This window comes from Stieleria varia (assembly GCF_038443385.1).
GTDB classification, from domain to species: Bacteria; Planctomycetota; Planctomycetia; order Pirellulales; family Pirellulaceae; genus Stieleria; species Stieleria varia.
Window position 1 is genome coordinate 760,915 of record NZ_CP151726.1, and the last position, 12,597, is coordinate 773,511.

A 12,597-nucleotide genomic window follows, 5' to 3' on the forward strand; every position below is an offset into this window, starting at 1 on the left:
TTGCCTGGGGGGGCTCGCCAGGCCTCGATAATGACCCTGAGGCAATCAACTAATCGCCTCAATACCGATCCCGGCCGGAAACATAATCCCCAAGCGGCGATAATCTTGGCAATGCGGCAAACGCATTGCATTTATCCAGGGGATGCATTGGATGAATCGCTGCTTGTCGGCGATGATTGAATCCCCTGACGCTTCGCGACCCGGAACCCAACGCTTCGCCGCTCGGAATGCGAACGTCGCAGATCCTCCTCCTCCAGGAAAGAACATGAACTCAAAAAAACATTTGGCTCGCCTACTCGCGAGCTGCGCTGTGCTGTGTATCTCTACTTCCGTGGTCGCACAGGAGGCGAACACCGCTCAATCGTCCGTTAATGCGAAGGCCGACGCAGCCAGCCAATGCCCGGTAATCGGTGGTACCCATCTGCCTCCGGATGACAGGAACACGGCCGCGGGAGCGTACACCAACGGCGACTGGTGGCCCAACCAATTGAACTTGCAAATCCTGCACCTGAACTCTCCGATGGTGAGTCCGATGGGAGCGGATTTTGATTACGCAACGGAATTCAAAAAGCTGGACTTGGACGCGGTAAAAAAAGACATCACCGAACTGATGACAACTTCCCAGGACTGGTGGCCGGCCGACTACGGCAGCTACGGTCCATTCTTCATTCGCATGGCTTGGCACAGCGCAGGCACGTATCGCGTTTCCGACGGGCGAGGCGGCGCAGGTTATGGCACGCAGCGGTTCGCTCCGCTGAACAGTTGGCCAGACAACGCCAACCTCGACAAAGCTCGTCGCTTGCTCTGGCCGATCAAGCAAAAGTATGGCAAGAGCATTTCGTGGGCCGACCTGATGGTCTTGACCGGCAACTGTGCTTTGGAGTCGATGGGATTTGAGACGTTTGGTTTTGCCGGCGGACGCGAAGACGTTTGGGAACCGCAGTTGGACATCAATTGGGGGCCTGAATCCAAGTGGCTGGCTGACGAGCGATACAGTGGCGACCGCATGCTGCAGAATCCACTTGCTGCCGTGCAAATGGGATTGATCTACGTCAACCCAGAAGGACCCAATGGCAAGCCGGATCCCCTGGCCGCTGCCAAGGACATCCGCGATACCTTTGGCCGCATGGCGATGAACGACGAAGAAACAGTGGCACTGATCGCCGGTGGTCACACTTTCGGTAAAGCACACGGTGCGGCGGACCCGAGCAAGTTTGTCGGCGCGGAACCGGAAGGAGCCTCGATCGAAGAGCAGGGTCTCGGTTGGAAGAACAAGTTTGGAACCGGAAACGCTGGTGACACAATCACCAGCGGACTGGAAGGAGCGTGGACGTCCACACCTGCCCAGTGGTCCAACGGATATTTCGACAACCTCTTTGGCTACGAGTGGGAATTGACCAAGAGCCCCGCGGGTGCCCATCAGTGGACTCCCAAAGACAAGTCCGCCGAAGGCACCGTGCCCGATGCCCATGATCCCAACAAGAGCCATGCTCCGATGATGTTCACGACGGACCTCGCGCTGAAGATGGATCCGATCTACGGTCCGATTTCCAAACGCTTTCACGAGAACCCCAAGGAGTTCGAAGAAGCTTTTGCCAAGGCTTGGTACAAGCTGACGCACCGGGACATGGGACCAGTTTCCCGATGTTTGGGTCCCGAAGTTGCCGAACCGCAGATCTGGCAAGACCCGGTACCGGCTGTCGATCATGAACTGATCAACGATCAAGACATCACGGCGCTCAAGGGCAAACTCCTTGATTCCGGATTGACCACCGGCCAGTTGGTTTCGACCGCCTGGGCATCCGCCTCCACCTTCCGTGGCACGGACAAACGAGGTGGGGCTAATGGAGCACGTCTTCGTTTGGCACCGCAAAAAGATTGGGCAGTCAACCAGCCTGCCGAGCTGGCCAAGGTGCTCGATACTCTGGAGAAAGTGCAGGCGGATTTCAACGGCTCGCTCACCGGCGGAAAGAAGGTCTCGCTTGCGGATGTGATCGTACTGGGTGGCTGTGCTGCGATCGAACAAGCAGCGAAGCTGGCCGGGCATGAAGTACAGGTGCCGTTTTCACCGGGACGCACGGATGCGACACAGGAGATGACCGACGTGGAAGGGGTTGCAGTGCTGGAACCGACCTCGGACGGTTTCCGGAACCACTTTGGCAAAACGCAGGATCGTCCGGCCGAAGAGCTACTGGTCGATCGAGCACAAAAGTTAAAGCTCACCGCACCTGAGATGACGGTGTTGGTCGGCGGCATGCGAGTGCTCAATACAAACTCGGGGTTCCCGCAACTCGGTGTTTTCACCAAGCAACCCGGGACATTGACCAACGACTTCTTTAAGAACCTGTTGGCGATGGACACGGTGTGGCAGAAGTCTCCGGTGTGCGAGCATTTCTACGAAGGAATCGATCGTGAAACGGGTGACGTCAAATGGACGGGGTCGCGGGTCGATCTTGTGTTCGGTTCCAATTCGCAATTGCGAGCCATCGCGGAAGTCTATGCCAGCGAAGATGCCCAGCAGAAGTTCGTCGATGACTTTGTCGCCGTTTGGAACAAGGTCATGAACTTGGATCGTTTTGATCTTGATCCAGATCAGCGAACGGGGCTCACCAGAACGACCGCTCGCCAACGCTAGTGGTCTGTGACAACTTATTTCTAGTGTAGTGGATCTTGTTAAAGAACCTGTAGCGGTGGGATCTTTGGCAAGATCCACTACGTTAAAACCTAACTTTTAGCTGTCCCAGACCACTAGCCCGGATTATTCACGCTGGCTCACTGCGGTCTTCGCAATACGTTTGCACGAAACGGTTTACGCGTATTGGTACGAAAACAGTCTGCGCATATCAGCCGCCACGCGATAGCGTCCGGTTCTCACGCCTGCACTCGGGAACCGGACGCTCTCTATCGCGTGCCGGCTGATGAATCATCCGGGCTAACGCCCTTTCAGGGCTACGATTAACTCTCATTCATCATCCCGGAGCGTCGCTTCGCTATGCCCCGGGCTGTCTTGTTTCGTCTCTCGGGACGCGGGCTCGCTCAGACGCCGACATCGTTTTTTCTCCTCTTGCGGCGGATTATTTCAACCAAGGCCACAGCGATCAGAAGCGACCAAAGTAGGGCTAATGAAAACAGCGTCCCGCCTCGCAACTTTTCTGGAATCTCCACCGTCCAGTACAAGGTCGTGACCGTCAAGAACATGATGGCAACGGTCAGTACTGCGGTCCAGAAAGAATATTTTAGGATCGATGCGGTGGTGATTTGCCCGTCGTGCACATCGCATTGTGCTTCGCTTGTCTGACGAATCGATTCAGAGGCGACGTGTGCTGGTCCCTCCGCGACAACGATTGCCTCCACCGGCGTGTCGACTGCGGTCACTCGACGAACCGTCTCAACCAAAGGGTCGAGCTGGTTTTGAAACTTCGTCGTGTGACTCACCGACAAAGCATTTCGGAATGCGAGAGGTCGAAGGGTTTCAGGCAGGTCCTCTTCCCTGGGCATTGCGACGTTGGCTGGTAAGACCGGGATGATCACGATCTCATTCTTGATCGCCGATTCAATTTCAATGCGAACAAAATCCTTGGGATCATCTAGACGCCTCGCACCGGAGTCGTCGATTACCTGCAGCCACTTGTCGCCGATGACGACAATCATGACCGAGCACCTTGACACTGCATCGTGTAGGTGTTGCCGGAAATCGACTCCCAGAGGGATGTTGTCCACATCCATGAAGACGTCATTGGAACCGAACTCACGTTCCAGGCGTTCACAGATCCGACCGGCAAAGTGGGCTGAATCATCGCGTCGATAGTTGATAAAGATCTTCGTCATCTACTATTTCTCGTAGTCCTGAAGCTGGAACTGCGGCTCCGTTGGCGATCCGGCTGACTTGAAACAAAACATTTTTGCTCAAATCAGATGATAATGCGATAACACCCGACATGGACGGGCACTCATTGTAGATGATGAAAACCGCCTTCCGTTCGCTCAAGACTGATTTCCGCGACGTTCATTTTTTTTATCGTGTTCTGCATTCGTCATCCGCAGCACCGTTTGCCGGCTGCGGCATTGATCGGCTGCATGATGTTTCCTTATGCGTGGATCGTCGGGTATGACGAACTGGACCGATTGCTGCCCACCTTGTTTTGGGCGTTCATTGGTTTGCCCGCGTTTTTCCCCGCCCTCTTTGTCAATCAGTTGCTTGGACAGCATCCTGCAGATTCGTCTTGGCCGCTACTGCTGCTCACCTCGATCGAGCTTTCGATGGGGATGTGGTTGATTCACCTGGGGCCCAAACGCACGATTGTCTTTCTAATGGGTGTCACGTTGACTTCGGCGATGGGGTCGCTGGTTTTCTATCAGCTTTGCATCATGTGAAGATGTGTATCGCGGCGGCGAATTCATTTGCCGATACAGAACCTGCTGAACACACGATCCAGAATATCATCCGTGTAGACTGCGCCGGTAACTTCACCCAAACAATCGGCGGCCAGACGTAATTCTGCTGATACAAATTCGTGCCCGTCGCCCGACTCCACCCATTGCATCGCCCGAGTGATCGCCTCGATCGCGTTATCCAGCGTTCCGCTGCAACGGGCTGCGGTGCCCAAAACGGCACCGGTCTCTTCGCGATCTGTGTTCTCCAGGCTTGATGAAACGAGATTTGCCAATTCATGCAAGCCGCGGCCGGTGAGGCTGCTGGTAGCGATCCAAGGTTCAGGGGGCTGCAGCGATGGCTCATCACACTTCGTGGCCACCCAGAGATCGATTGCACCGAGGCGCCCCGTCTGGGCGATCCGCTGAAGTTTCGCGACTGCTTCATCACGATCTGACCGAGTCCAATCCACACACCAAAGCCTGACGTTGGCCTCTCCGCTGGCTCGCTCGGCTTGATGCTGCGCGGCATCAATGATCTGTGCCTCGAAACCAAGAGAGGTTTCCCTCTTCTGATCGGCGACTTCGATCCCGGCGGTATCTACCAAGCGAACATCTTGTGTTCCCATTCGGCAATTCACGGAAACCGTATCACGTGTCGTGCCCGCAATATCGGCAACGATCGCAGTCTCGTTTCCTGCCAATGCATTGAGCAATCGACTTTTTCCAGCATTGGGATCTCCCCGCAATGCAATCACGGGCTGATGGGAGCCTCCACCGCGATGGTGCATCTGTTGGCGTGTTTCTTCCAAACCGGCTTTGATCACGGACAGTCGATGGAGCAGATCTTGGTCGCTGATGAATTCGATGTCTTCATCCACAAAGTCCAACCCGGCTTCCACGTCGGCCAACAGATCCAGCAATTCACTCCGCATCTGTTCCAGCGGCCGCGAAAGGTTCCCCGAAAGCTGCCGCAAGGCATGATCCAAGGCACCACGTTGCCCGGCATCGATCACCCCCAAAACCGCTTCGGCTTGTGTGAGGTCAATGCGACCGGCGAGAAACGAACGCATGGTGAATTCACCGGGCCGGGCCGGTCTTGCACCGGCCTGAACGACCTGCTGCATCAATGCCTCCAAGATGGGCAAACAGCCGATCGTGTGCACCTCTGCCGATGGCTGTCCCGTATAGCTGCGTTTCCCAGGCCATATCAAAACCCTCACGGGCAAGGCACCCAGGGGTTCGGGCAATACAAATTTCAGCTGTTGGTGATGCGGACGCTTACTGAGTGACTCGCATCCCAACGCCGCCATCACGGAAACGGACTGCGGCCCCGAAATCCGAACAATCCCTCGAGCGGATCCTTGTGGTGGAGACGCGATCGCGACAATGGTGTCTTCGATGTCGGCGACCAAGCTGGCATTCATCTATCAATTAACTTCACAGGGGCGTACAAAAACAAGATCCAAGGTCCCGAGTTGTACAGCAAAGGAGCCACCCCCGGGACGCCGAGCACGCAATGTGACACGCTAACGAAGATCAATCAAGCGAGCTGTGGGGACGTGCCTGTCGATCGTATATTGGTTGAGGTGAAACCATGTCGATACGCTGTCCAGGATCACGCTGTCCGTTGACACAATAGTACCCTCGGTTTGCTTGAGTTCATAATCAGGGTTCTGACACAAATCCACTCGCCAGTTCCAGCCCGAGCTTTCTGCAGTATCCAAAAGTATTTGGCGTAGCAGGCCACTATTGGAAACCGGCTTGTCCAACAGCCAAATCGTTTGATCTACTTTGAGGTCACAGAGGACGTTACCAATCATCATGATTGCCGACTGAGTTTCCTGGACACGTTTGTAGGTTCCATGCACGCTCGCCAGATCGCGATAGCACTGGTCCTGGCCAATGAACAAAAAACCACCGGACAATGCACTCTCGATTGCGATCAGAACATTCAGCCCATCCAAGTAGAGATTTTTTCCTACTACATCGGCGGCGAAACACTGCGTCCGCTGTCGATTCATTCGCTGGATGTCGGTACACGCTGATCGCATTATCATCATGCGTTGACGCTGCTTCAATTGGAATTTGTCGCCGACCAGTTTTAGTGAGGATGGCGCCGCGTATCCTTGCGTTAGCAGCCAGCAGTAATCATGCAACGCTTTCCTAAGGCATGGTAACTGCGATTGGCAAAACAAGGACTCGTCGGACGGATGGGCTCCACGATGACGTTTTTCATGTGTCATTTCTTACCATCCCTCACTTCTTGTTGGTTCGATAGACACTTCGAATCAACATCACATCCGGGGAGCGAGTGTTCGGACCATTGTCACTTCTCAAGTTTCCTTGGAGATGCATTTGAACACTCGGGGACAATCCGCCATCGATGACGCATCTTTGGAGAGTGCGGTTTTCCACCAGTGCATTTTCGATCGCCAAACGCCCACTCCGTTCAACGCTCGTTTTGGAAAGGTTCAACTCTTTGAGTACGAGATTGGTTGTCAGCATCTCGGCTATCGCCTTACCGCCTTCGTCACCCAACGTGTTTGGCTGCGCACCAAGTACGCGAGTCGACGGGCTGTAACCCAAGTCCAAATGAACAAGTGTGGGATGCTCGGCCACGACCGCCATCAACCTTCGTGCGCCTCGTGCCGTGATTCCGTTGCTGGCGAGCCCCAACTCACGTAGCGAATGATTGCTTCGTAACGATTCGGCGATTGCAGTCACGCCCGAATCACAGATGGCTCCCACATTCATGTGCAAACTTTGCAAAGGAGAGTTTCTGCAGAGGACTTCAGCAAACAACTTAGCGGCATCTGCATCAAGACGGTTTCCTCCCACGTAGAGTCGTTCCAGAGCACAGCCATCTCGCATCAGCCATTGGCAAATCGATGCGACACCGTTGCGCCCCATTCCCGTGTTGACCAAGTCAAGAACTCGCAGCGTGCGATCACCAGAGAGAGCCCGTGTGATTTCCACAACACCTAAATCCCCGATCGGATTGCGTTTGAGCCACAATCCCTGTACGCATTGATTGGATCTCAACGATTCCGCCAAGGATCGAGCGCCGACATGCGTGATGCCATTGCAGCCCAAGTAGACAATTTGCAATGCAGCGTCGGACTTGAGGAATCTACTTAAACAGGCAGCACCTTCGTCACCGATGCCATCCGTCCCGAGTAGCAGGCTACGCACGTGATGGTTGTGGTGCAATGCATCGACCACACGCTGACAACCCTCTGGACCCAAGCTCTGTTTGCACAAATCGAGTCGCCCGTCGGGCAAAACGGTTCCACGAGGAAACGTTACTGGCACATCGACAGAGACGTTTGATCGCAAGTGTTCAATGAGCGGATCGACTTCATCTGGCGGACACGCAAAGAACGGTAGCGGGCCACGAACGGGACACTGTATGAATGTCGTCTTGAGAGATTCCGGCGAGTTTGCCATCGTTCACCATGGATGTGGCAAGTAGTCTTTGAGAAATTGACCGAATACCGGTTCAGCCAGATGGCCACACCCCCAGGCGATCGGATCATACACGCGGGACGCTCCATCGATTACATCCAGTGGCGGATAAAAGCCATGCTCCGCACGAACCCGTTGAGCCAACGGGGCTGGCTTTTCGTCGGTAATCCAACCCGTATCAACACTGTTCATGTAGATTCCGTCTTTGGCATAGTCCTGGGCTGAAGTCCGCGTCAGCATGTTCAATGCCGCTTTCGCCATGTTCGTGTGCGGGTGAAACGCCGTCTTGCACTCTCGAGAAAACTGCCCTTCCATCGCAGAGACATTCACTATAAATCGTCGTGCGTGTGGCGACTTGCAAAACAGCGGCTTCAGCTTTCCCGTCAATAGAAACGGAGCAGCAGCGTTGACCAGGTAAACCTCTAACATCTCCAAAGTCGTGACATCTTCCAACTTCAACAACCAGCTTTGCATTGGACGATTGTCAATCTGTTGACCATCGGCATCGAGCCAACCGCGGGGAAAGTATCGCTCGATGTTGGCCATATGGCCATGGTAATTTGGATCGGCCTCCAACAACGGCGTCAAAATTTCAGAGGATCGTATGAGTGCCTGAGCTTGTGAATTGCAGGGGGTATCGAGCAAATGCCGATAGTACTCCATTGGACGCTTGACCGTTTGCGCCGCATTGTTGACCAAGATATCGATCGCGGCTCGTGCGGATAGCAGATGATTCGCGAACGCTTCCACCGTGGGAATGTTTCGAAGATCCAGGGAATGAATCTCTAGACGGTCATGCCACAGATGAAAGTCTGCTTCGGCCTGAAATCGAGTGGCGGCGTCATTCGGAAAACGCGTCGTCATGATCACGTCGGCTCCATCCCGCAACAGCTTCAAAACTATGTGATAGCCGATCTTGATTCGCCCTCCTGTCACCACCGCAACGCGTCCATTCAAGTCGGCTCGTTGGTGACGCTTCCGCCAATTGGCCTCGGCACAATCCAAGCAAAGCTGATGATAGAAGTGATGCAACTGGGTGAAAGCGGCTTTGCACACATAGCAGCGTCGCGCCCGAATCAATTTTCGCGGAGAAACCACAGACGCAGCATCTATAGTTCCAAGCCCACTTGGGCCGAGTTGCTGAACAATTCCAGTGGACTCCATGGCAGAACGGTCGGCAGCGGCGATCTTGCTTTGCACCGCCTGACGTTTCTGACGTTTCGCCGCACGATGGATCTTGGTGACCAACCCTTTGAATCGATCATGATGATCCATGAGTTCGGGACGCTCCGAAACATGCTGTAAGACATTCAGGCAGGCGTCCAATTCGTCCGCCGTGAACGGTAGCTCCGAGAGAATAGGAAGGGTTCGAACCTTCGCCTGCAGTTCTTGGGACTGACGTGCTTCCACTACACCACTACCCTCTCGGATGAACCATTATTACCATGCACTGCAAGGGACTCGAACCCCTATTTCAACCCTGACAAGGCTGAGTCTTTCCAATTAGACCAGCAGTGCGTATGGAAAAACAAAGGCCGGCAGCGAAGAAGAGTCGAACTTCTATCCCTCGATTAGCTATCGAGCGTCTTTCCAGTTAGACGACCGCTGCCGCTATCTAAATCTTACAACATTCAATTCGCCTTCAGGGTGCTTTTGCGACAACCATCGTCGATCTTGGGTTCGCATTGGCGACCAGAATTCCGTGGGCTTCTCATAGCAAATGGGCCCAAGGACGGACTAGAATCGATGAAACCACTTTCGATTTGCTCCTTTGGTCAACGATATGGGTGCTCCCCAGCAATCAGTTTCCGTCACGCGGTGCCCCTCCAGATTTCAATTCGCGATTGCCAATCGCATTGAGTTCCTCAATCCGGTTCATTGGGACGCAGTCACGGCAGGGGCATCGGTGTTTCTCAGTCGCAACTATCTCTCGGCGACCCAAGACGATTTCGGCTCGGAGGTCGTTCGAGACTTTGCCCTCATCTACGACGGGCCACAGCCGGTGGCGGCGATCGCGACGCAATCATTTGACATTACCGGCAAACAACTGGTCGCAGCCAAGTCAGATGGTGAGAACAAGTTTTCCGCCGAATTGAAACGCAAGTCGCTATCGATGCTGAAACGGCGAGTTTGTCTCTGTGGCAATGTGCACACGTGGGGCATGCACGGAGTCGCATTTGCACCGGATTGCGATCCGTCAGCGATTTGGCCGGGAGTTGCCGATTGCTTGTATCGAATTCGTCGCGCGAATCGACTGCACGGACAAACTGATTACGTGATCATCAAAGACCTGTTTGCTGATCAGCATGCCCACGCAGGTTCGCTTGCGTCCTATCGGTATAAGTCCTTTGAGACCGAGCCGAACATGGTGCTGACCATCAATCCGCAATGGAAAACCATCGACGATTACTTCGTCAGCCTGACGAAACGCTATCGAGCAGCGGCTAAGAAAGTTTTCAAGCCCTTTGATGCAGACGGGCTGTCCGTTTCAAGTCTTGTGAACGTTGCCGAGCATTCTGATCGCGTTCACGCACTCTATCACGCGGTGGCATCGAAGGCCGATGTGTGTCTGTTTCCATTGAGTTCAACGACCTTGCCCAGGATTGCCGAGGCGTTGGGCGACGATTTCGCCACGATCGGAATTTTTGAACACGATCACTTGGTCGGTTTTGTCACGGTGGTTCGTGACGGCCCGACTGCGATCGGCTACTACATTGGAATCGACTATGGGGCGAATGCGCGTTTGCCCATCTATCACCGTTTGCTGTTGGCCGTGATTGATCAAGCGATCACGTGGGGCTGCCAGAACGTGTCGTTCGGCCGCACGGCTTTGGACGCGAAATCACGTCTGGGGTGCCAACCGGAGGACACGCACGTTTGGGTCAGGCATCGCGTGCCGTTGGTCAACGTATTTGTGCAGCAGGTGCTCAAGAATGTCAGCCATGCCGAGCCACCCGACCGCAACCCATTCAAAGAAGCACAGTGACTGCTTCCTCAAGCCGCCCGGCGAATGGGCTGAGCGTGCGTCGGGAATTTCAGCACGGCGTTGGTCGCATCGTACGTGACCAAGTTGTCGGTCGAGATTGCTCGCTTGACCGCGGTGACTTGACTGCTGTAGGTCGCTTGGCCGTAGGTCTCGGCGAACTGATTGCGACCGGTTAGTGCCGAGATCGCTGAGGCCACCAACGACACCGGCTTGGTCTCACCTGTGATGGCGTTACAAATCGCGCTGAGCAAACGTCCTCGAACCGCACCGGTGGTTTCGCTCCAGGCGGAATCCAAGACCAGGCGACTGGCGCCGGTAGAGCGAACTCGCCAGTGCCCGACCTGCAAGAGTTGCCCGAGTGCGTAGTTGGCCGCCGTCATCCCGCTGATGGAAGCGCCCAGGCAATCCAGCAATGACCGTAGCACCGCCGTTCGCCAGAAGGATGCCTGCAAGTAACATCCCGTGACGTCGGCAGCCTTCTTTTTCGATTCGTTGCCCCCAGCAATGGGGCAAAAGAGCCTTGCCGAGGTGTCTTCCCAACCCGCCGAGGCAACGCGTCCGGTCACTCCGTCCATCAGCGTGGGGGCGACCGCAGCGACGTCCAAGTCCTCGAATTGGTCCAGCGCACCGTTGACCCAATCGGGGGTCACGCGGCATCCCGGAACGACGACGTGAACGAATCGTGCTCGCGCGACGTCGGACGCTGCTCGGATCATTTCCAGCAGGCTGGTCGACCCCGCATCAATGAAATCGACCTCGTCCCCCAACGCAAACGGATCGCGGTAGTGGCCGTCGTGCGCCACCAGGACTTCGCAGCCGGTGGGACGGTTTTCCAACACGCTAACCAATGTCGATTCAAAGGAATCGTTCTCGGCCGCCTGGGGAACGATGATGGAAACGCGGGGGATCGAAGACATGATTCAGACCGATCGAGTCGGAACAGGGGGCGGGAATAGAATGGTCCGCACGTTCCTTTTAGGTCGGATTCCCGCTACCGACAAATTGAGTCGATCAGCTCCCGGCAATCCAGATTCGCGGCTCAGCTAGCAAAACTTGCAAGCCACGAACCGTTCAACCGTCAAAGTTTGCCGTCAAGATCTGCTTCGTTCCCCCCCGTAGTCACCATCAATTCGCCGCTCTTGCCAGCAAACCGCCTGCAGTCCGTTGATCGCACTTTGGTACATCGAATAAGTTGAGCCCTCACCGCTCGTTCCAAACCAACCGCACCGACCTCCCACCGACGCCAATCGCATGACAAAACGCATCCTGATCGTATGCATGGGCAACATCTGTCGTTCTCCAGCCGGCGAGGCTGTGATGAAGCGATTTGCGGAGGAATTTGGCGTGGATGCCGAAGTCGATTCGGCAGGGACCCATGATTACCACGTCGGCGAACGAGCCGATCAAAGGATGCGAGCGGCTGCCGAAGCGCGTGGCTACGATCTGCAATCGCGGGCACGACAGGTCACCAAAGCAGACCTCGATCCCAAGCGATTCGACTTGGTGTTGGCGATGGACGCTCAAAACTACGCGGCGTTGCAAGAAATGGCCGATCAGCCCAATACTCACATTCGAATGTTCAGCGATTATCTGGATGACGAATGGCCCAATGACGTTCCCGATCCGTATTACGGGGCTGAAGAGGGATTTGACGAAGTCCTCGACATGCTGGAGGAGGGGTGCCCACTCATTCTGCAGACGCTCACGGGCGAAGATCTCTTTGAAGGTGAATTCGAAGACTAGTGGTCCAATTTTCTTCAGCGTTTAGGGAT

Annotated in this window: 10 protein-coding genes and 3 tRNA genes; 4 read left to right on the forward strand and 9 right to left on the reverse strand. The window is 55.0% G+C overall.

Translation table 11 applies throughout. The features are described 5' to 3' along the window. Positions 1–265 precede the first annotated feature (265 nt). Complete coding sequence (gene katG / locus Pla52nx_RS02715) at positions 266–2,635, forward strand: catalase/peroxidase HPI (protein ID WP_231741667.1); 2,370 nt, start codon at positions 266–268, stop codon at positions 2,633–2,635. A gap of 401 nt (positions 2,636–3,036) precedes the next feature. Here katG and Pla52nx_RS02720 read toward each other — a convergent pair whose 3' ends face one another. Further along, positions 3,037–3,828, reverse strand: coding sequence for a toll/interleukin-1 receptor domain-containing protein (locus Pla52nx_RS02720; RefSeq protein WP_146518164.1), 792 nt, complete (start codon positions 3,826–3,828; stop codon positions 3,037–3,039). A 192-nt stretch (positions 3,829–4,020) separates the two neighbouring features. Here Pla52nx_RS02720 and Pla52nx_RS02725 point away from each other — a divergent pair, with 192 nt between their 5' ends. Continuing rightward, positions 4,021–4,374: a hypothetical protein gene (locus Pla52nx_RS02725; RefSeq protein WP_342190329.1), complete on the forward strand. Its 354-nt coding sequence runs from the start codon at positions 4,021–4,023 to the stop codon at positions 4,372–4,374. 23 nt (positions 4,375–4,397) lie between these two features. Here the strand turns inward: Pla52nx_RS02725 and Pla52nx_RS02730 are convergent, their stop codons facing one another. From Pla52nx_RS02730 to Pla52nx_RS02760, 7 genes are all read right to left on the reverse strand, one after another. Then, positions 4,398–5,798 carry a tRNA modification GTPase gene (locus tag Pla52nx_RS02730; protein WP_231741668.1) on the reverse strand — a complete coding sequence of 467 codons (1,401 nt, stop codon included), beginning with the start codon at positions 5,796–5,798 and terminating at the stop codon, positions 4,398–4,400. Between the two features lie 102 nt (positions 5,799–5,900). Then, positions 5,901–6,617, reverse strand: a complete 717-nt coding sequence (locus Pla52nx_RS02735) for a DUF434 domain-containing protein (RefSeq protein WP_146518166.1) — start codon at positions 6,615–6,617, stop codon at positions 5,901–5,903. A 13-nt stretch (positions 6,618–6,630) separates the two neighbouring features. Continuing rightward, positions 6,631–7,821, reverse strand: a complete 1,191-nt coding sequence (locus Pla52nx_RS02740; protein WP_146518167.1) for a ribonuclease inhibitor — start codon at positions 7,819–7,821, stop codon at positions 6,631–6,633. A gap of 3 nt (positions 7,822–7,824) precedes the next feature. Beyond that, a complete protein-coding gene (locus Pla52nx_RS02745; protein WP_146518168.1) occupies positions 7,825–9,114 on the reverse strand; it encodes an SDR family NAD(P)-dependent oxidoreductase in 1,290 nt (429 codons plus the stop codon). Positions 9,115–9,192: 78 nt separating this feature from the next. Then, positions 9,193–9,263, reverse strand: a tRNA-Leu gene (locus Pla52nx_RS02750). A gap of 22 nt (positions 9,264–9,285) precedes the next feature. After that, a tRNA-Asp gene (locus tag Pla52nx_RS02755) sits at positions 9,286–9,357 on the reverse strand. Between the two features lie 19 nt (positions 9,358–9,376). After that, positions 9,377–9,448: transfer RNA gene (locus Pla52nx_RS02760), tRNA-Ser, on the reverse strand. Between the two features lie 162 nt (positions 9,449–9,610). Between Pla52nx_RS02760 and Pla52nx_RS02765 the strand changes: the two genes are divergently transcribed. Then, the gene (locus Pla52nx_RS02765; RefSeq protein ID WP_146518169.1) at positions 9,611–10,825 is read left to right on the forward strand and encodes a GNAT family N-acetyltransferase; all 1,215 of its coding nucleotides are present in this window, start codon (positions 9,611–9,613) and stop codon (positions 10,823–10,825) included. Positions 10,826–10,833: 8 nt separating this feature from the next. On the opposite strand, the gene Pla52nx_RS02770 is transcribed toward Pla52nx_RS02765, so the two are convergent. After that, complete coding sequence (locus Pla52nx_RS02770; protein WP_146518170.1) at positions 10,834–11,742, reverse strand: hypothetical protein; 909 nt, start codon at positions 11,740–11,742, stop codon at positions 10,834–10,836. Positions 11,743–12,076: 334 nt separating this feature from the next. On the opposite strand from Pla52nx_RS02770, the gene Pla52nx_RS02775 reads away from it, so the two are divergent. Then, positions 12,077–12,568: a low molecular weight protein-tyrosine-phosphatase gene (locus Pla52nx_RS02775; RefSeq protein WP_146518171.1), complete on the forward strand. Its 492-nt coding sequence runs from the start codon at positions 12,077–12,079 to the stop codon at positions 12,566–12,568. The last annotated feature ends 29 nt before the right edge of the window (positions 12,569–12,597 follow it).

Excerpts from the sequence above, each read along its gene's own strand:
- katG (WP_231741667.1), top strand. The coding sequence starts at position 266 with ATGAACTCAAAAAAACATTTGGCTCGCCTACTCGCGAGCTGCGCTGTG.
- Pla52nx_RS02720 (WP_146518164.1), bottom strand. The coding sequence starts at position 3,828 with ATGACGAAGATCTTTATCAACTATCGACGCGATGATTCAGCCCACTTT.
- Pla52nx_RS02730 (WP_231741668.1), bottom strand. The coding sequence starts at position 5,798 with ATGAATGCCAGCTTGGTCGCCGACATCGAAGACACCATTGTCGCGATC.
- Pla52nx_RS02735 (WP_146518166.1), bottom strand. The coding sequence starts at position 6,617 with ATGACACATGAAAAACGTCATCGTGGAGCCCATCCGTCCGACGAGTCC.
- Pla52nx_RS02740 (WP_146518167.1), bottom strand. The coding sequence starts at position 7,821 with ATGGCAAACTCGCCGGAATCTCTCAAGACGACATTCATACAGTGTCCC.
- Pla52nx_RS02745 (WP_146518168.1), bottom strand. The coding sequence starts at position 9,114 with ATGGATCATCATGATCGATTCAAAGGGTTGGTCACCAAGATCCATCGT.
- Pla52nx_RS02770 (WP_146518170.1), bottom strand. The coding sequence starts at position 11,742 with ATGTCTTCGATCCCCCGCGTTTCCATCATCGTTCCCCAGGCGGCCGAG.
- Pla52nx_RS02775 (WP_146518171.1), top strand. The coding sequence starts at position 12,077 with ATGACAAAACGCATCCTGATCGTATGCATGGGCAACATCTGTCGTTCT.